This window comes from Chryseobacterium pyrolae, assembly GCF_025153485.1.
Lineage (GTDB): Bacteria > Bacteroidota > Bacteroidia > Flavobacteriales > Weeksellaceae > Chryseobacterium > Chryseobacterium antibioticum.
Window position 1 is genome coordinate 385,820 of the sequence record NZ_JANZQH010000001.1, and the last position, 19,391, is coordinate 405,210.

Annotated in this window: 15 protein-coding genes and 1 tRNA gene; 7 read left to right on the plus strand and 9 right to left on the minus strand. The window is 33.9% G+C overall.

Annotation, left to right across the window (positions count from 1 at the left end):
- Positions 1 to 65: 65 nt before the first annotated feature.
- The 5 genes from NZD88_RS01695 to NZD88_RS01715 form a co-directional block, all read right to left on the minus strand.
- Entirely contained in the window at positions 66 to 1,190 is a 1,125-nt protein-coding gene (locus NZD88_RS01695; RefSeq protein ID WP_259826924.1) for a helix-turn-helix domain-containing protein, read from the minus strand.
- Between the two features lie 448 nt (positions 1,191 to 1,638).
- Entirely contained in the window at positions 1,639 to 2,439 is an 801-nt protein-coding gene (locus tag NZD88_RS01700) for a hypothetical protein (RefSeq protein WP_259826925.1), read from the minus strand.
- A 425-nt stretch (positions 2,440 to 2,864) separates the two neighbouring features.
- Entirely contained in the window at positions 2,865 to 4,673 is a 1,809-nt protein-coding gene (locus NZD88_RS01705) for a hypothetical protein (protein ID WP_259826926.1), read from the minus strand.
- Between the two features lie 43 nt (positions 4,674 to 4,716).
- Positions 4,717 to 5,004, minus strand: coding sequence for a hypothetical protein (locus NZD88_RS01710; protein ID WP_259826927.1), 288 nt, complete (start codon positions 5,002 to 5,004; stop codon positions 4,717 to 4,719).
- Positions 5,005 to 5,164: 160 nt separating this feature from the next.
- On the minus strand, positions 5,165 to 5,398 hold the full coding sequence (locus NZD88_RS01715) for a helix-turn-helix domain-containing protein (protein ID WP_259826928.1): 234 nt from the start codon (positions 5,396 to 5,398) through the stop codon (positions 5,165 to 5,167).
- Positions 5,399 to 5,663: 265 nt separating this feature from the next.
- On the opposite strand from NZD88_RS01715, the gene NZD88_RS01720 reads away from it, so the two are divergent.
- From NZD88_RS01720 to NZD88_RS01740, 5 genes are all read left to right on the plus strand, one after another.
- The gene (locus tag NZD88_RS01720) at positions 5,664 to 6,209 is read left to right on the plus strand and encodes a hypothetical protein (protein WP_259826930.1); all 546 of its coding nucleotides are present in this window, start codon (positions 5,664 to 5,666) and stop codon (positions 6,207 to 6,209) included.
- A 358-nt stretch (positions 6,210 to 6,567) separates the two neighbouring features.
- On the plus strand, positions 6,568 to 7,596 hold the full coding sequence (locus tag NZD88_RS01725) for a serine hydrolase domain-containing protein (protein WP_259826932.1): 1,029 nt from the start codon (positions 6,568 to 6,570) through the stop codon (positions 7,594 to 7,596).
- Between the two features lie 664 nt (positions 7,597 to 8,260).
- Positions 8,261 to 10,627: a PIG-L family deacetylase gene (locus tag NZD88_RS01730; RefSeq protein ID WP_259826933.1), complete on the plus strand. Its 2,367-nt coding sequence runs from the start codon at positions 8,261 to 8,263 to the stop codon at positions 10,625 to 10,627.
- Between the two features lie 100 nt (positions 10,628 to 10,727).
- A complete protein-coding gene (locus tag NZD88_RS01735; RefSeq protein ID WP_259826935.1) occupies positions 10,728 to 12,419 on the plus strand; it encodes a sodium:solute symporter family protein in 1,692 nt (563 codons plus the stop codon).
- Between the two features lie 22 nt (positions 12,420 to 12,441).
- Positions 12,442 to 12,960 (plus strand): DUF2911 domain-containing protein, encoded by a 519-nt coding sequence (locus tag NZD88_RS01740; RefSeq protein WP_259826936.1) that lies wholly within the window; start codon positions 12,442 to 12,444, stop codon positions 12,958 to 12,960.
- Positions 12,961 to 13,031: 71 nt separating this feature from the next.
- On the opposite strand, the gene NZD88_RS01745 is transcribed toward NZD88_RS01740, so the two are convergent.
- The 4 genes from NZD88_RS01745 to NZD88_RS01760 all read right to left on the minus strand — a co-directional run bounded on the left by NZD88_RS01745 (position 13,032) and on the right by NZD88_RS01760 (position 17,595).
- Positions 13,032 to 14,468 carry a serine hydrolase gene (locus NZD88_RS01745; RefSeq protein ID WP_259826938.1) on the minus strand — a complete coding sequence of 479 codons (1,437 nt, stop codon included), beginning with the start codon at positions 14,466 to 14,468 and terminating at the stop codon, positions 13,032 to 13,034.
- 5 nt (positions 14,469 to 14,473) lie between these two features.
- Positions 14,474 to 15,970: a serine hydrolase gene (locus NZD88_RS01750; RefSeq protein WP_259826940.1), complete on the minus strand. Its 1,497-nt coding sequence runs from the start codon at positions 15,968 to 15,970 to the stop codon at positions 14,474 to 14,476.
- A gap of 102 nt (positions 15,971 to 16,072) precedes the next feature.
- The gene (locus NZD88_RS01755; protein ID WP_259826942.1) at positions 16,073 to 17,191 is read right to left on the minus strand and encodes a helix-turn-helix domain-containing protein; all 1,119 of its coding nucleotides are present in this window, start codon (positions 17,189 to 17,191) and stop codon (positions 16,073 to 16,075) included.
- 327 nt (positions 17,192 to 17,518) lie between these two features.
- Positions 17,519 to 17,595: transfer RNA gene (locus NZD88_RS01760), tRNA-Arg, on the minus strand.
- Positions 17,596 to 17,654: 59 nt separating this feature from the next.
- Between NZD88_RS01760 and NZD88_RS01765 the strand changes: the two genes are divergently transcribed.
- Together NZD88_RS01765 and mtgA are read left to right on the plus strand one after the other, a co-directional pair.
- The gene (locus tag NZD88_RS01765; RefSeq protein ID WP_259826943.1) at positions 17,655 to 18,701 is read left to right on the plus strand and encodes an ABC transporter substrate-binding protein; all 1,047 of its coding nucleotides are present in this window, start codon (positions 17,655 to 17,657) and stop codon (positions 18,699 to 18,701) included.
- A 45-nt stretch (positions 18,702 to 18,746) separates the two neighbouring features.
- A complete protein-coding gene (gene mtgA, locus NZD88_RS01770) occupies positions 18,747 to 19,391 on the plus strand; it encodes a monofunctional biosynthetic peptidoglycan transglycosylase (protein ID WP_259826945.1) in 645 nt (214 codons plus the stop codon).

Below are 19,391 nucleotides of genomic sequence, written 5' to 3' on the forward strand. Positions count from 1 at the left end.
TTTTGGATTAAAATGAGTCCGATTATCTGCAAACCAAAGTTCGATTATTTACAATGATTTAATTGTCAGCTATTTCTGAACGCTGTTGGCGTTGTGTTCGTGTATTTTTTAAATGAAGTATGAAAAGAAGATTTTGAATTGAAACCCACCTCATATAAAATTTCTAACACCGTATATTCTTTTTTCGTGGGATCTTTTAGAATAGTCATTGCTTTTTTAACGCGGTATTCATTCACGAAATCAAAAAAGTGCTGATTGAGGTGATGGTTAATTAATACAGACAACTCACGAACAGGAATATTCACCTGATCTGCCAACTCCTGAATCGTTAACGAAGGTTCCAGGAAAGGTTCTTTTTCAACCATGAATTTTTTAAGCTGTTCGATCTGAAAACTTTTTGTTTCATCGGTTGTATTTTCAGCTTCCAGCGTTTCGGTAAAATCTTTTGTCGGTTGTAAGGTAGAATCAATTCTGCGAAAAAGCTCTGGATAATTTAATGCCTTTAATATAAACCAACAGGCAGCCAATAAAAAGGAAGTTCCTGCCAGAATATGCAGCCAAATAAACAGATCGTTGTATGCGGTATACCGTATGATATTTTTAAAAATAATACATACATGGATGAATAAGAAAATGAGGGTAAGCTGAAACAGCCATTGGTATAACAAAGTGTTGGGATTGGTGTAGTTTTCAAGATAAATCTTCTTATATCTTTTGAGGATCATGAATACGCCAACGATATAAAAGAAAAACTGCAGTTCCCCGATGAGTTGATACACAAACATTTCAGGAGAATTCCACATCGTTGTAAAGAAATCTTCTTTTGCAGCACCTTCTGCCAGAAAAAGTCTTGGAACCAACATTAAATTGGCAACGATAAAAGGAATAAGATGCAGTAAATGCTTTCTTTTTAAGGTGAAATCAGAATAACAGACGGCATTTACATACAGATAGAAAAGAGGCATGACCAATAAGTAAGCGGATATTTTGAAAGCTTTCAGATTATAACTATCCACAAAAAGATGCATAAAAATTCCGCTGATATCAATGGCATTAATGATAAGGAACGCTGCAAATAACCTGTTTTCCAGTTTTCTTTCTGTTTTTACCGTTAATAAAAATACGGCAAGCAGCAGCGATACAAAAACAGCCATCGCAGCAATAACTTCCAGAAAACTTAATTTGTCCATTAGTTTTTTTACAAAAATAGGATATAAGTCATAAAGAGAAATGATTGTTAATAATCATTTTTAAAATATGGTGCTCTGCTTCCGACTTTGAGCTAGTAAATAAGTAAATTTGCTTACTTTTTGTTTCTCCCAGAAATTCTCAAATTGATGTCAAAATTCATTTTTATTTTTCGAAACATTTTGAAAATTAAGTAAAAAGCTGCAATGATTTGTATTTCAGAAGTATCTTTGAAAATACTGTTGCTTCGGTATTCTTGATGAGAATTTGTTAAGATTTCTTCATTAAATTTTGTCTGGCTTTTTTCAATAGTTTTAATTGTACTCATTTGCAATATTTGTTAATTGATATTGCAAAGATTAATTATTATCGAGTATGAGTGTTATCCAAACCATTATCCAGTTTATCCAGAAAATATAATAATCGTTTGTAAACTAGATTGTTAATTCTTTAATCTGTATTGATGATTTTACTTTGAGGAATTTTGAATTGATTTTGTTTTTCGATTGAAAGTTTATTTTCTGTAAAAAGAGTTTTGCGTATATCTTCAGGCTTTGGCTGCTCTTCTTTATCTATAAATTCAAAATGGTCTAAAATCATCCTAGATATAGCGCTGGTATTATCTTTTCCGTTTCTTTTTGGAGCTTCAATAAAACCTTTATCAATTAGTTCGGAAAATAAAAAACCAATAGATTGTAAGCTTCCTTTAATTAGTATTTTATTTGGGTTTAATATTTTTGACGATTTATTAGCATTTATGAAAATGGATATCAATTCAAATTCTTTAATCTTATTTTCTATTTCAGCTTTAATGCCTATCATTTCATCCATTGCACCTTCCAAAAATAGCTTGGCGTTTTCTTCTATAAAGTAAATGTCAGCATTTTTCATGTCTTTGTGGTTTAAAAAGTAATGTTCATATTTTTTATTTGTTACTTTTTGAAGTATCTCGTAAAATTCAAAATATTTACTTAATTCAAATAATAGATTTCTTCGTAATTCTTTTTTATCATCAGTTATATCATAGCTATCAATTCGGAAATTATCTGAATGTAAATCTATTATTTCTGCTAAATCGTCAACTATTCCCCAATAATTTTTTTTAAGAATTTCTAAATATTCGATAAAAGTTATTTCTCTTTTCGTATGATAATCATAATCTTTCAAAAATTCTTGTTTAAATATTTTGAGTGTTTCGTGATAAAATATATCATATTCCATTCTCTGTCTGAAAGTTGCTTTTAAATTCATATTCTGAACATTTGATAATTGGTTATTATTTCAAATTTAGAAATAAATGATTAAGGAAATTATTTAAATTGAAACAATATTCCATACAAGTACAAATAACAAATTAACTGAAAGCCAGAATTGCATTGAAACTAAGTAGCTCTCTTATGATGAATAGTAATTTCTGTATTTTACTGCTTTTATTTAACATATATAGTCCGAAGTCAAGGCTTACTATTCTTTCTGCTTTGTAAGGTCTTCCAACTTTAAGGTGGTAAAATAAGATCATTGTATTCAAAGTCAGGAGACTTCAAATATCAAGATGATAGTGGTTTTTATTAGTTAAAAGTGAATTAATCACAGAATATAGCTAGGTCAACTGATTGTTTTTTGTTGTGGATTTTTTCTAAGAATGAATAGTGTGAAATGCACACTGGAGATTCGTTCTACGGTTTACAATGTATGTAAACTTCTGTATTTGCTTCAAAGCAACTTGAAATAAGAGAAGAAATAAACCATAAAATTTGTATAACTTCATTTCTCTCTTGAAAAGATTCTCCATTTTTTAATTTATGTAATCTATCTTCTAAAGCAGATTTAGAAATAAAATTTATAACAATATGAACTTGCTTTTTTATATTTGGATAGCCCTTTATTGTCTTGAAATATGAAATGGTTTGATTTGAGCTTTGACCCGTTCTTATCCTAGATATTTGAGTTTCTACGAAATCGTTTTTATATAAATTGCTCCAAAGCCTTTCTTTGATTTCCCATTGATCATCAGAGGGAGATAAATTACCTAAATTTTTTAATGCCTGACCTATTATATCTTGAAAATCAGAAGCTGAAAAATTTGAATTTTTATATTTGGAATGATAGAATGCTATTGAATCTTCATTTAACCCTATGTGATCTGCCCATTCTTTAGAAAGATCATCACATATAAAATATTCATAATTTGCTTTAAATGTATTTTCAACAAACCCAAATACAGAGTTAGTTTCGAAATTTGTTAAATTAACTTGGAATTTTCCTTTTTCAGAGGTAACATTCTCAAGTTCTGGGTCTTCTTTAAAAATCTTTAAAACAGAGTCTAAGTTTCCGAGTAAACGACTATCTTTAAATAGTTTTCTATTGCAGTAGATGAATTCAGGATTATCAAATGTTATTATATAACTTCTGGTCCAATTAATTACTGAAAGAATAGGATAGCATAGATCTGTTTCATACTCAATAAAAAGTTTAGATAGTTTTTTTGAACGAAGAGTTATAGATTTATTATTTAAAAATAAAGATAAATCGTTAACAACATTATTTTTTATTTTGTATACATCTTCTATATCTTCAATTTCTAACAAATATTCAAATTGCTTTAAAATAGGAATTAAGTTAATTTCTCTTTCAAGTATCTCATTTCTTTTTTTGATTCTAAAAAAGCATCTTTTAATTTTGTTTTCTTCAAATTCTTTATAAATTTTACTTAGTATAATAAGAATTGACGTTGGCGTTAGATCATCTTTATGTTTTGAGTAATCTATTGATGTCGCAAAAGAGGATAAAAAATTTGTTTTTGGTACATAATTTTTTATTTTTTCTACAGTTTTGTTACACCAATTTAAGAAAGCATTGAATGTATTTTTGGGGCCAAGTTGATTAATTCTTGATGAATTTACAGATAAAGCAATTTTCTCTTCATCGTTGCTTACTCTTACTGTATTAAGAATGTATCCTTGTAATCCGAAACTAGATACATTTTCTTTTAAGTCGGGCGATTCTAAACTTTTTTGCCTAATTGCTCTGTCAGAAATGTTCATGTTATCCATACTTAATTTTTCAAAAGAAGTATTGTCTTGTGAATATATAGAAGTTATAACATTGTAGTCCAATACTTCAAATGTCTTAAGGAAATCTGATATTTTTGAAATATTTCGTCGAGTAACAACAAGATGTTCTTCAAAATCAACTATGCACATGTAAGCCAATTTTACCTCTTCCCAATTTATTATTAATTCCTCTGTGAACGAGGGTTTTTTAATATATTTAAAAACTAAAATAGAGTAAAATATTTCAATCCCGTTACTTAGTGTTTTTTTCTCTTTGACAATTTCTAATAAAGATCTTCCATGTTTATCTGTGGCTGCCTCTGAAAAAGTTTCTTTTATAATTCTTTTTGAAAGGAATCCTGATGTTTCCTTAATATAGAAGTAAGCATTTTCATGCAGAATTATATTGTCTAATAATTGTGATGCAGTCATTTAGTGTGATTTTATTAATATTATGTCTAAAATTGAATAAAGGCTAGATTTCCTTATAATTTTGTTCTATCCAGTTTTTAATTCCTGAAGGCGTTCGAATATCGCTTGGCACTTCAGCTCTAATTATATGTTCTAATTTTTGACGTGAAACTAGACTGTCATTCCAACTCCAGGTTAAAGCCATATTGTTTATAAAATATAACATTTCATAACCTTCCTCTCTATTTAACATAGCGGCATCTTGAGCTCCTATAAATTTTGGATTATCGTGATCAGCCTTTGCTGACCATTTATAGTCTGAATAGATCATTTGAGATTTTTGATAGTTCATAAGATCATACTTTTTAACAAATTTAGTAATGCAACATATAAGATGATTACGGCTTCCCGTAAACGACAAAAATAAAAAGCACTTCCAAATTTTAATTCAGTATTTCTACGGAATTTCCCCAAAATTTAATCACAAAAAATAATCCCAACTCTCGTCAGGATTATTCATTTATAAGTTTAAAGAAATCAGATAAACTAATTTTTCTTGCTTCACATATTTTAAAAAGTGTTTCAACTGGTATTCTGTAAGTTTCTTCACTTTTAATTTTTCTAATGGTACTTTCTTCTACACCATGATTTTTGGCAAAAGAATTTTGTGACTTGCCTTCTTGAAGCCAAGGTATCAACCAATTTTTTGTAATGTATAAACAAATTTTTTCGTTTATATCTGTCATAGAACAAATGAAATAATTAAATAATAAAAAATTACGGTCGATCGACCGTAATTAGATTTCTTTTCTTACATTTATAAAAAAATACAAACTCATGAAAAAATATAAACCATTAAGAAGAATAAAGATCATAAGATAAGTTAAGCTCCATCAAAGATGGAAAAAGCATTTCGCTTAAAAAATAGCTTTAGCTAAGCTCTTAATAACTCTTAAAACCTTAAAAAATCTTAATGGTTAAGAAAAATTTCAACAAGAAAAAGCACAAACAATGAAAAAGATAAAAACAGATTTTGCTCCCCGGTTTTGGACAGGTAAGAAGCGCTCCGGGTTGCAGCTAATGGAAACCTTCTTTCAGTTCAATGAGCTGGATGTTTCCAAAGAAAGGCTCAGCAACATTATGAATTATGCGGTAAAGAGGAATAGCTGGATCAATGAAGATCCGGCGGTTATCTTTCAGTTTCACCAGTCGATGCGGTCGTTGATCCGGGCAGGGTATCTCATCATGCTTATGGATAGGAAATGGACGGTAGATACCCAACAGGAAAATATTTCCCCGTGGGTTCTTGGCCTGCTTTCGGAGAAGGAATACCGGAATCCTTTGCTGGTTTTCAAAAAAGCATTCAGAGAATACAGCGTCAAAGAATTTGATTATTTTATGTCCGGAATTGTTTATTTTTCAATGGGCGTCTATGAAAATCTACCGGAAAGGAATATCGTTATGCCCTACATCCATACGGTTAAAATGCTGGATGCCGCACACCTTATACTTCAAAGAAAGAGAGAAAAGAAAATGGCTGATACCCATTCAGGATAATAAAGTTGAGCATAATTTAGCTAATAAAATCATTTCTTTTAAACCTGCTCCACAGTCAGGAAATTTCTGAGAGCGAAAAAGGGACTTTTAGATTAGATTCCCTTTTTTCACAGGTCTATTGATATTCAGATTAGTAATGCCGGCAATACTCCAAACGAATATAAAAATACCAGCAAATAAGTACCGATTTATGCACTTTTAAGCTTTTGAAACCTCTTCTAATTTGAATTATTTGAGTTTTGCATGTAAATAATTCAAATTACATGTTATGAAAAAGTTTTTATTACTAGCTGTTGTTATTTTTATCACTTCATGTTGCCATGACGATTCAAATTCATCACCTGATAGAAAAGCGCAGGTGCAGCAAAAACTCGATAAAGCTTTGTCCAACTTCCCAGGCTTAAGCCTTAGTGTAAAGACAGCTTCAGGGAATTATACCCTGGTTGCAGGAGACGCAGTCATTAATGAAAAGCCGATGGCTGCTTCTGCACTTCACTATATGCAGAGTATTTCAAAAACCTTTACCGCAGTGGCTGTCCTGAAATTGAAAGAGGAGGGCAAAATTAATCTCGATGCCAAAGTAAACACCTATCTTCCTGCCATTTGTAATCATCTGCCCAACGGGAATATCATTACGGTAAGGCAACTGCTTACGATGACATCAGGTCTTCCTGATTATTTGGATAGCGATCAGTTTTTAAACGATGTTGTTGCAGGGCCACTGCCTATGACGAGCGAACAGGTATTGAGCTATGTATACAATCAGCCCGTAAAATTTGAACCCGGCACCTCATTTGGGTATTGCAATATAAATTATCACTTGCTGGCTCTAATTATTGATCGTGTTACTCCAAACGGACATAGACAGTATATTACAGACAAAATAATTAACGCCATTGGACTTTCCAACACCTATTATATAGCGGGCTCGGCAATTACTACAGCTCCAGAAGGAACGACGGCTAACTATCTGCAAATAGACGGCACTTTTAACGATGTGAGCGAGTTGCAGCTGGGTACAGTACGTACCTTCATTGGCGATGATGGTATTGTTGCTTCCGTTCAGGATATAGCTGGATTTTACTACAAGTTGCTCCATGACAAAACGGTACTCTCACCCGAATCTCTGGAAGAAATGAAGGTTACGGTTAGTTATCAGAATACTCCGATATATGGCCTAGGGTTATATTTTTATAAAACTAATGGCGGCCTGCAGGCCATCGGTCACCAGGGTAGTGGTGTAGGAGCTGGAGCCTATGCTTTTTACTTTCCTTCCAAAAATACCAGCGTCGTCCTGTGTACCAACGCAGGAACGCTTTTCGATGCATTAAAAGAGGAGCAGTTACGGGCATTGTATGAGGAAATTATAGGGATATTGCTTGAGTAAAAATTAATTTAAACTGCCACATCGCTTTCCTTACTTACGAAGATATGTCCGGAATTTAGGCGTCTATGAAAATCTACCGGAAAGGAATATCGTTATGCCTTACATCCATACGGTTAAAATGCTGGATGCCGCACACCTTATACTTCAAAGAAGGAGAGAAAAGAAAATGGCTGACAAAAATTCGGGATAATTATTTTACCTGAAACTCTAATTTATACATAAAAACCGTTTAAACTTAACCACAAAAGTCACAAAAGTTTTTATTTTTTTAACACTTTAGAAAGTGTAAGGAAATACCGTACCATTAAGTTCACATAAGATGAAAATCCTTGATTTTCAACAAAATTTTAGTGTACTTCTTATACACAAAGTAGATAACTTAAAATAATTTAAGTGCTTAAAAAGCTTTTGTGCCTTTTGTGGTTTAATAAAAAAGTTGAAAAAGTTTTTTTGTGAAATTCAGAGTATAATTCTTTTAAGGTTGAAAGAAACGATTTACTTATATTTGCTCGCAAAGCAAATCTAAATGTTCAAAAAAGTAAGCACTGTATTTATTCTTGGCTTTTATACGGTTTTTTGTTCGGCCCAGCAGGTTCGGCCTTCTAAATCATCTGAAATTTACCGTGAACTCAAAACACTTAAACATATTCCTAAAGTTTTATACTTGGCTGCTCATCCCGATGATGAAAATACAGGGTTACTCTCCTGGTTAATCAACGACCAAAATGTAGAAACAGGCTATTTGTCTTTAACCAGAGGTGATGGCGGTCAGAATTTATTAGGCACAGAGCAAGGGGCTGCATTGGGTTTAATCAGAACGCATGAACTTTTGGAAGCAAGAAAGTTAGACGGTGCTCAACAGTTTTTTACCCGGGCGATTGATTTCGGGTTCTCCAAAAATACGACCGATACCTTTAAACAATGGAATGCAGATAGCATTACAGCTGATGTAGTTTGGGTAATCCGTAAATTCCGTCCTGATGTTATCATTTGTCGTTTTCCGCCTACTGCTGCGGCAGGCCACGGACAACATGCGGCTTCGGCTGTGGTTGCGGAAAAAGCTTTTAAGCTGGCAGGTGATAAAACCGCTTTCCCGGATCAACTCAAATATGTTAATGTATGGCAGCCAAAACGCGTATTGTGGAATACCTTCCGCTTTGGTGGAGTCAATACGACAGCTGAAAATCAACTGAAAGTTACCGTTGGGCAATATGATGCGCAACTGGGAATGGGCTATGGTGAATTGGCTGGATTAAGCAGAAGTTTACATAAAAGCCAGGGTGCGGGAACACAGTCTGTAGCTGGCATCAGAACTGAATATTTTGCCCACGTTCTTGGCGAACCTGCAAAAGCAACACTTTTTGACGGAGTAGTTAAAACCTGGACCGCAAAAGGAAACGCCGATATTGACCAATCATTAGATAAAATTATTTCAACTTTCAATTTCAATAATCCTGACCTTAGCTTACCTGCTTTGCTTGCTTTGCGAAAAAAGGTCATGGCGCTGCAAGATGCAGACCTGAAAAGGGATAAAATTAAATCCCTTGACAATATCATTTTAAGCTGTGCCGGATTTATGGGCGAGGCAGTTACCAATCAGGCTGAAGCTGTTGCCGGAGACCATTACAATTTCAGGTTAAATTTGATTTCAAGAGCTGAAAATCCTGTCGTTTTAGAAGATGTAAAATGGTTAAGTCAATCAGAAAGCTTCAATAGAAAACTATCAAAAGATTCTTTAATTACCATTCAGCATGACATTCAGATTCCTGCTGATGCCGCACTCACAGAACCTTACTGGTTGGCAAAATCTCCCACGAACGCGGCAACTTTCTCTGTTCCAAATGATACTTTAATCGGTTTGCCTGAGGCAGAATCACCACTGAATGTTTTGCTTGGTTTAAAAATCGGTTCGGAAAAGTTTCAGGTTAAACTTCCTTTATCTTTCAAGAAATTAGATCCGGTGCGTGGTGATGTAGTCGAAGGCTTGCGCATTGTTCCTGCATTGGAACTGAAATTTACACAACCCCTTTATTGGGTCAAAGAAAATGAAGATTTACATTTGAATTTAAATGTTAAGGTTAATTCCAGTAAAAAGTTCAGTAACGGTAAAGTAAACCTGATGTATAACGGAGAACGATTAGGCGGCACTGATTTAAGTTCGCTCAATGGAAAAGATTTTACCGTCGATTACGTTATTCCAAAATCCAAGCTTGCCCCAATCAATTCATCTCGTTTGCAATTGGATGCCAATTTTGTTGCAGATGGAGTCACTTATAATAAAAAACAAATATTAATTCAGTATCCGCATTTACCCTCTTTACAATATTTTGCACCTGCCACTGTAATCATAATGAAAGGCGATATTCAGGCGAAGGTTAAAAAAGTGGGGTACATAGAAGGTGCGGGCGATTTCATTCCTGAGTTCCTGCGCATTGCAGGTATTCAGGTCGATGTTTTGAAAGACGAAGATTTTTATGGCAACTTAGATGAATCTGCTGGAAACGGTAGTCAAAACAAGCTATCACAATATGATGCCATCGTACTTGGTGTTCGTGCCAATAATACAGAGAAAAAGTTGGGCCGCTGGATGCCTTTTTTATGGTCTTATGTAAAAGCCGGAGGTAATTTGGTGATGCAGTATAACACCAATCAGGATACAACCGTTGACAAACTGGGCATGTACAGTTTCAGTATTGCCAATAAGCGGGTTACCGAAGAAAATGCTGCGGTTACGTTTTTAAATCCAAATCATAAATTACTGAACTTTCCGAACAAAATTACTGCGGATGATTTTAAAGGTTGGGTACAGGAGCGTGGCGCCTATTTTCCTGCTCAATGGGATGCAGCGTATGAACCGCTTTTTGAAATGCACGATACAGGTGAAGAGCCACTGCAGGGATCAACTTTATATGCCAAATACGGGAAGGGTAATTTTGTTTATACACCGTTGGCATTTTTCAGACAGCTGCCTGCAGGAAATGTTGGGGCGGCACGTTTATTTTTTAACTTTTTATCTGCACAGAAAAACTGATGAACAAGCAACTTAAAAATTGGAATACCTGGTACATACTATTAGCAGTTGCATTAGTATTGCAGATCGCATTTTATTATTTGTTTACTAAATTTTGGGCATGAGTACTATAGATTGGACAGTTCTTATTTTTACACTTGTTGCAGTGGTTGTTTACGGCGTATTCATCGGTCGTGGCCAAAAAAGCAACGAATCATACCTTAAAGCAGATAATAAAATGCCCTGGTATATTGTGTTGATAGGTATTATGGCGACACAGGCAAGTGCCATTACATTTCTTTCAGCACCGGGTCAGGCGTATACAGACGGGATGCGTTTCGTTCAGTATTACTTTGGTTTGCCTTTGGCGATGATTGTTATTTGTATCACTTTCATCCCGATTTTTCAGCGCTTAAATGTTTATACCGCTTATGAATATTTAGAAAACCGTTTTGACAAAAAAACAAGGGTACTCACTTCACTACTTTTTCTTTTTTCCAGAGGTTTATCAACAGGAATCAGCATTTATGCTCCGAGTATCATCTTATCAAGCGTTTTAAACTGGAATATTTACTTAACCAATGTTTTAACAGGTGGAATTCTGATGATTTACACCTATGTTGGTGGTGCAAAAGCGATCGCTCACACCCAAAAACTACAGTTTCTCATTATCCTGGGAACCATGGCTTTTGCAGGGTATCTGCTTATTCAAAATATGCCGAATGGAATTGGTTTTAAGGATGCGCTATATCTGGCGGGGAAATCCGGAAAGCTCAATGTAATCACAACAGAATTCGATTGGAAGGATAAATACAATATCTGGAGCGGCTTAATTGGCGGTTTTTTTCTGGCACTTTCTTACTTCGGTACGGATCAGAGTCAGGTTGGGAGGTATATTACTGCGAAAGACAATACCAATGCAAAAATGGGTTTGTTGTTGAACGGATTGGTTAAAATTCCGATGCAATTTGCTATTCTTCTAATCGGTGCTTTGCTTTTCGCTTTCTTTTCTCTAAAGCCGGCTCCGATTTATTTTAACGAACGCTCTTATCAACATCTAAAGGAAACACAACCTGAACAGGCTTCCATTTTTGAAAAAGAGCATCAGAATTTGCAAATAAAATTTAATGCAGAATCGAAAGAAATTTTAAAGTTGAAAGAAGCTCATTCTCCCCAACTTAACAAAACAATTCAGGATTTTAAAAATACCCAAACCCAGGTAAAAGTGCTTCACGGCAGGGTAGAAGAAGCGATCAATAATTCAAACTATAATGCAGAGAAAACGGATACCAATTATATTTTTCTGTATTTCGTAAAAAATACCCTGCCTGTAGGAATGATTGGTTTACTGTTTGCTGTCATTTTTCTGGCTAGCTGGGGTTCAATTTCCGCAGCGCTGAATTCCCTTGCTGCCTGTTCACTAAAAGATGTTCATTTGATATTCAAAAAAGAAATTCCTGATGATGCAACCGAATTGAAGTATAGTCGCCTGCACACTTTAGCCTGGGGGATCTTCTCAATCGGCGTGGCCATGTTTGCCACTCAAATGGGTTCCCTTATTGAAGCGGTGAATGTATTAGGTTCTCTTTTCTACGGCCCGATATTAGGGATTTTCCTTGTTGCCTTTTACTATAAAAAAATCACCGGCTCAAATGTATTTATTTCTGCAATATTATCAGAAATTGCGGTTATTGCCGTTTATAAGTTTGATATCGTTTCTTTCCTTTGGCTTAACGTCATTGGGGCAGCGGCAGTCATTATATTTTCTGCAATCGGTTTACTGTTTTATAAGCCGAAAGCAGTAAATTCGTAAACAAACAACAAACAAAAATATTATGAAAACAATGATTAAATCTGCTACCGTACTTTTTGCTGCAATGACGATGTCAGTAAATGCATTTGCACAGGATACAAAAAAACCTGCCAGCCCTCCGGCTACTGCTACAGGAAAAATTAAAGATGCAACCATTACCATAGCCTATAGCAGTCCTTCTGTAAAAGGGCGTACCATCTGGGGTGGTTTAGAAGCTTATGATAAAGTTTGGCGTGCGGGTGCCAATGAAGCAACTACTTTCGAAACGGATAAAAATATTACCGTTCAGGGTAAACCGCTGCCTGCAGGTAAATATAGCTTTTTCCTGATCCCTAAAGAGAGCGGAACCTGGACTGCGATTTTTAACAAAGAGCCAAAACAATGGGGTGCTTATAAATACGAAGAATCTAAAGATGCTTTACGTGTTGATGTAAAAACAAAAGCTTTACCTGTAACACAGGAAACTTTGGTTTATAAAGTAAATAGTAATGGATTCACAATGGATTGGGATAAAATCTCAGTTCCTGTAGAGATCAAATAAATTTGAATATCAGAAATTAAAATCCCGTATTAACGGGATTTTTTTTTGGTTAAAATTTTGATTTGAAAATTTTACTTTTTTATTTCTTTCTCGATTTTTTCTATCATTTTTTCTGCATTACCGTTGGTTCCACCAAGAATGACCGCTTTTTTATAACTGTCTAATGCTAAATCGTATTGCTTATTTGTAAAATAGGCTTCTCCTAAACTATCGAAAAGATTAGCATCTTTAGGAAACTCATTTGTAGCTAATTTAAATATTATTATGGATTCATTGATTTTTCCGAGTCTTGATAATTCATATCCTAACTTATTAAGTTCTCCCGGGTTCTCAAAACTATATTCATTTTTAGAGTTTTCTTTGAGTAAATAATAAGTCTCTATACCTTTATTTACATCGTTGAGGGATTCTTTTCTTATCGCTTGATAAATAGATTTTTTAGGAATTTCGTACTCTTTTCCTAACATCAAGTTGTGAATAACATATCCCAAATCCCAAACTCTATTTAGATTATTGGACACCAGAATTATCGTAATATTATTTTTAAAATCGTTTAAAAAGATAGATTCAAATTTATAAGAAACCCCATTGTGCCTTTGCAGGTCTTCTTTTTCAAAGTATCTGCCAAGTGATCCTCCTTCGTCAATTGCATATGGATTTTTCAAAAGAGTTTGAAAGGATTCTTTGGAAATTAAACGATTAGAGTTCATCGCTTCAATCCATTTATGCATATCATTGATGTCTACCCAAAGCCATCCACTAATAAATTGCATCTCTTGGCATCGTACATTGTCAAAATCATAACAAGACGTACGGTTTTTAGAACCAAATTTAGGATCAAATACCGAATTTGTCATTTTCAACGGTTTAATTATATTTTTAGTAACAAATTCTTGAAATGATATTCCAGTTACCTTTTCAATTATTCTTCTTTGCAAAAAGACATTGCCATTGTCATACCTGTAATTCGTTCCTGGTTCAAAGAGTAGACTATCGTTACTTCTCAAAATCTTCCACGCTTCCTCATCATTTTTTGGTACTATTGGATCGATTCGCGGAATGCCACTCGCATAATTAATAAGCTGTCTTATAGTAACTTTCTCTGACCATTTTGGTAACCCTAAATTAAATTTAGATATCGTATCATCGAGATTAAGAAGACCACGTTCAACTAACATCATGATGGCGACAGCATTAAATTCTTTTGCAATAGAGCCAATGTTGAATATCGATTTATCGTTTAAAGCAGTTTGTTTCGTTTCATCAGTAAATCCATATGATTTTTGATAGATGATTTTATTATTTTTAACGATAAGGACATTTCCATTGAACAAACCTCTTTCATATGATTTTGCCATTAAAGAATCTATTTGGTCGATATAGACTGCATTTTGTTTAATCGATTTTTGATTTCTATTTTTTGCCTCTTTGAAATTATTTAATTCTTGGGCAGAAAGCGTATTTGTAAATAAAACAGTTAGTAATAATAAGAAAAGTCGGTTTTTCATTTTAATTAATTTTTTTGAGAAAGGATTTGATTGATTTTTAAAAGCATTTCTTTGGCATTGTCGTTATTCGGATTCAGTTCCAACGTTTTCTGATAATCCTTTTTGGAAGCATTGTAATCTTTTTTATTGAAATAAATCTCGCCCCGTGTATCGTAAATATTGGATGAATTAGGAAATTCTGAAACGGTATAATTAATAATTTTTAAAGCTTCATCAGTTTTCCCTTCGCCTAGAAATTTGTACGCCAATCTATTAAGTTCATTTTCAAAACCATTAAAATTATAAGCATCAAATTTATTTTTCTTCAGTTCTTTTAAATAAATAATTCCTTTTTCTACTGATTCTGCTTTCATTTTTTTATAAACTTCGAAGATAATTAAGGGTTTAGGTAAATCAACTTTGGTGCTGTATAGAACTCGGAAGACATCATCGATAATAGCTTCCAATTGTCCGCCTCTTTTACCTGCTCTGGTGTTATCAAGCAAGATCACATATATTTTGTCCTCCGGAATTCTGGCGATATTGCAGGAAAAACCATTGATTCCGCCACTATGTGTCATTGTTGTAACATTTTTTCCTGAACCTAAAAAATTCTGGTGTTTCTGAACAACCAAACCGTAAGCGTAATCGCCTAAATTTGGCGTGAAATATATTTTTTTGTTCTCGTTATTTAGCAAAGTATTCGTGTATAAAGCATCATCCCATTTTCGCATATCATTGGCTGTGCTGTACATTCCGCCAGCAGAAAATACGGCAGTTTTGATATTAATATAATCCGTTTTTTGATAACCATCGTAGTCAAAATCATAACCCTGTGCATCATTTGAAATAATTTTTTTTGGGTTTTCAATTCCTGTATTTTTCATTCCAATGACATCAAATATTTTTTCTTTGAGAATTTCTTCATAAGATTTTTTAGTGATTTCCTCAATAATTAATCCCAACAGATAATAGCCAGTATTGCAATAATTCTGTTTAGTTCCAGGTTCAAATTCCAGATTATCTTTAAAATATTTGATTGCAAAATCTTTCCCAGACAAATTTTCAAAAACCATTTTAGTTTTAAAATCAGGAAAATCGGTGTAATTGGGTAAGCCGGAAGTGTGTGTTAATAATTGGTGAATCGTAATTTTACTTCCAACCGTTTTGCTAAACCAAGGCAAATAATCACTTATTTTATCATCAAGTTTAATTTTCCCATCTTGTTTTAACTGCATAATCAGCATTGCGGTAAACTGTTTCGTTACGGAACCAATTCTGAATTTGGTGTCAGAAGCTGCCTCGATATTCCAGCCAATGTCGGCTTTTCCATAATTTTTTTGCAAGATAATTTCGCCATTTTGAACAACCAAAGCACTTCCGTTAAAAAGATTGTAATCGTGATATTTACCAATGATTAAATCAATTTTCTTAGCTTTTTCTTTATTTGAATTGGTGTAGGTTTTTTGTGCAAAAGTATCCAGAGATAAAAGCACTAGCCATGCAAATAGGAAATTTTTCATAATCGATTCTGATTTCATAATTTGATGCAAAGATGCTTTAAAATGCCTCAGTACGCGACCGACTAAAAAAAAGTCGAACCCATTTCTTAGAAAAAGAATGGATTAATTTGGATTTTTTCTAAAATCTGTCGGAGTTGTTCCTGTATATTTTTTAAAAGAAGTACTAAACGACGATTTGGAATTGAAACCAACCTGGTAGAGAATTTCCAGAATTGTTAATTCTTTTTGCAAAGGATCTTTTAGTATTTCTTTAGCTTTTTCAATTCTATATTCATTTACGAAATCAAAAAAGTGTTTGTCCATATACAAGTTAATCAAAGTAGATAAATCTTTTACAGGCATTTTTACTTGCTCTGATAGATTTTGGATGGTTAACAAAGAATCCAAGAAGGGTTCTTTTTCCACCATAAAATCTTTTAAGAATTCGATTTGCTTATTTTTTTCTTCAGCTACAATAAGATTAGGTTTTTGTTTTGGAACAACTTCTGTAATAGGTTTCAGATGGGAATTGACTCCTCTGAAAAATTCCGGATTGTTTAATGCGGTAAATAGATACCAGCAAGTACAGAATAAAAACGCAAACCCATCAAGGGTTACAATCCAGGCTCTGACTTCTCCCAAACCAATGGTAAAAGTAACCAGCCATCTTAGAAGTACTAAAAAATGTAAGAGATAATATAGAATTGTTATTTTATAAAGTGCATTAATTACAGAAACATTCGGATTCGTATAATTCTCGAGATAGACAGTTCTAGACTTTCTAATAACCAGAAATGAAGCAATAAAATAAACCTGAAATAGCAATTCGAAAAGAAATTGAAAAAAATGTGTAATAGGCATTTGATTCATAGTCTTTATGAAATGCAATTTCATAGCTGTATTTTCAAAATAAATACCCGACATTAAATACAAATTATAAGCAACAAACGGAATAGCGTGCAGCAAATGTTTCGTTTTTAATCGAAAGTCAGAAAAACAAACGGACAATACATAGAGATAAAACAATGCCGGAACCAAATAGACAATACTCCAACGAAAAACCTCAAGGCTGATGAAATTTTCAGGAATATGATGAATCAAAAATTTACAAGCATCTACGGCATTTCCGATAAGAAAAAAAGCGAAAAGGCGATTTCCTAATTTATATTTTGTTTTAACAGTAAGCAAAAACAAAGCAAGAATCAACACTAAAAATATTCCTATAAATGCTGCTATTTCCAAAAAACTGTATTTGTCCATAGTTTTTTTAACGTAGATGCAATTTAATATTTAAATAGGAAAGGTTAAAATAAGTATTGATGATTTTATCCAGATGTTAAAAATATTCCATTCAAATGCTAAAAGTTGTATTGTTTGCTAATGTCAATACTGCCATACGATTGACTTATTTTGAAATTGTTATAGTAATTATTTGATAAGCAAGGTGAAAAAGATATTGCAGAATACACCAAAGAAACGCTAAAAAATCTCTCCAAATTTGAGGTCTCGAACTTATAGTAAGTAAATAAAAATAGCGCCAACAGTCTTTAGTTGGCGCCATTTGGCTGTTGGTGACCTCGACAGGATTCAAACCTGTAACCTTCTGAGCCGTAATCAGATGCGCTATTCAGTTGCGCCACGAGGCCGTCGTTTCCTTGATGTTTTAAGGTTTGCAAATATAGCACTTTTTTCCGTTCTTTGAAAGATGAAACAGAGAATTTTACTTTTATTTACGGTTATAGCGCTAATCTCCTGTAAAAGAGAACAAAAAATTTCGTCCTCAGACTGGATCCAAATTTCAAATCGTACCCAATTTAAGGAGCACGATGGTCTTTTGGAACTGAAGTCGGGAAATTTCACCTATAATTTTAAGCAAAATCAGACTCCATTTAAGAAAATCATCCTTTTGAATGCGAGCATGGCAGGGTATATTTCCGAATTGGGAGCTGAAGATCTGATCATAGGCGTTTCAAGTCCGGAGTATATTTATTCTGAGAAAATTCAAAATCTTTTAAAGTCGGGGAAGATCCAGAATGTGGGAAGTGAGCAGAAGTATGATGTAGAAAAGATCATTTCGATGAAACCGGATGCTATTTTCACCAACTATATTGCAAGCTTTGACAATGCATATCAATTGCTAAAAAATAACGGAATTCAGGTTGTTTTTCTGGATGAGTATATGGAGCAGCTTCCGTTGGAAAAAACAGCTTACATCAAACTTTTCGGTGAGTTTTTCGGAAAAGAGAAAGAAGCAGAAGCAAAATATAAGGAAATTGAAAAAAATTATGCTGAATTGAAGCAGCTTGCGTTAAAGGCAAAGGATAAACCTGTAGTGCTTGCCAACGAAATGTACGGAGATGTCTGGTATCTGCCGGGTGGAAAAACATCCGTAGCCAATTATATCACAGATGCCAATGCTTCCTATATCATGAAAGAGAATAAGGAAGAAAAGTCTCTGACCATGAGTTTTGAAGAAGTATATGCCAAATCAGCAGGAGTACAGTATTGGGTCAATGCCGGAAGTCATACCTCTAAAAAAGAAATGGTGGGCACCAATCCTTTCTACGGAAAGCTGGACGTATTCAATAAAGGAAAAATCTACACGATTGCCGGAAAAGAAAAGGATAAAGCCAATGACTTCTTCGAAAGCGGTGCCGTAAGAGCTGACCTTATCCTGAAAGATTATATCAAGATCTTCCATCCTGAACTTCTTCCGGAATATCAGCTAACCTATATGAAAGAGCTTCAATAACTCGGGCGAATTGTTTATTTTTGCAGTTCCTTTTTAGAAAAAATTATGTGGAAAAAAATTAAACAGCTAATTTTCATCGTTCTTGTTATGAATGTGGTTTTCATTATCTGGGGCCGGTTTTTTAATCCTCCCATTACCATTACACAGATAGGAGGCATTTTTGAGTTCGGAAAACTGCACAGGGACTATATTTCCTATGACGAAATGGGGAATAATGTGAAAAAAGCGGTGATCGCATCTGAAGACCAGAAATTCTTTGATCATAACGGTTTTGATTATACCGCTATTGAAAAGGCGATGAAGAATAACGAGAAAGGAAAAAAGATCCGCGGAGGAAGTACCATTTCCCAGCAGACCGCAAAGAATGTGTTTCTTTGGCAGGGCAGAAGCTGGTTCAGAAAAGGGCTGGAAGCGATGTATACCTTCATTATTGAGAAGGTGTGGAGTAAAGATATTATTCTGGAAAGATACCTGAATTCTATTGAAATGGGGCAGGGCGTATTCGGAGTAGAGGCTGCGGCCCAATATTATTTTGGAAAATCATCCAAAGATCTAAGTGCTTCAGATGCAGCCTGGATCGCCGCTGTATTGCCTAATCCCAAGAAATATGATCCTAAAAATCCATCACCTTATTTAAGGAAGAAACATAATTGGATCATGAGACAGATGAGGAATGTGAGTTTGAAATAG

What these genes read in the sequence shown, in the direction of transcription:
- NZD88_RS01695 (WP_259826924.1), bottom strand. Translation starts at nt 1,190, where the DNA reads ATGGACAAATTAAGTTTTCTGGAAGTTATTGCTGCGATGGCTGTTTTT.
- NZD88_RS01700 (WP_259826925.1), bottom strand. Translation starts at nt 2,439, where the DNA reads ATGAATTTAAAAGCAACTTTCAGACAGAGAATGGAATATGATATATTT.
- NZD88_RS01710 (WP_259826927.1), bottom strand. Translation starts at nt 5,004, where the DNA reads ATGAACTATCAAAAATCTCAAATGATCTATTCAGACTATAAATGGTCA.
- NZD88_RS01705 (WP_259826926.1), bottom strand. Translation starts at nt 4,673, where the DNA reads ATGACTGCATCACAATTATTAGACAATATAATTCTGCATGAAAATGCT.
- NZD88_RS01750 (WP_259826940.1), bottom strand. Translation starts at nt 15,970, where the DNA reads ATGAAAAATTTCCTATTTGCATGGCTAGTGCTTTTATCTCTGGATACT.
- NZD88_RS01735 (WP_259826935.1), top strand. Translation starts at nt 10,728, where the DNA reads ATGAGTACTATAGATTGGACAGTTCTTATTTTTACACTTGTTGCAGTG.
- NZD88_RS01740 (WP_259826936.1), top strand. Translation starts at nt 12,442, where the DNA reads ATGAAAACAATGATTAAATCTGCTACCGTACTTTTTGCTGCAATGACG.
- NZD88_RS01720 (WP_259826930.1), top strand. Translation starts at nt 5,664, where the DNA reads ATGAAAAAGATAAAAACAGATTTTGCTCCCCGGTTTTGGACAGGTAAG.
- mtgA (WP_259826945.1), top strand. Translation starts at nt 18,747, where the DNA reads ATGTGGAAAAAAATTAAACAGCTAATTTTCATCGTTCTTGTTATGAAT.
- NZD88_RS01745 (WP_259826938.1), bottom strand. Translation starts at nt 14,468, where the DNA reads ATGAAAAACCGACTTTTCTTATTATTACTAACTGTTTTATTTACAAAT.
- NZD88_RS01715 (WP_259826928.1), bottom strand. Translation starts at nt 5,398, where the DNA reads ATGACAGATATAAACGAAAAAATTTGTTTATACATTACAAAAAATTGG.
- NZD88_RS01765 (WP_259826943.1), top strand. Translation starts at nt 17,655, where the DNA reads ATGAAACAGAGAATTTTACTTTTATTTACGGTTATAGCGCTAATCTCC.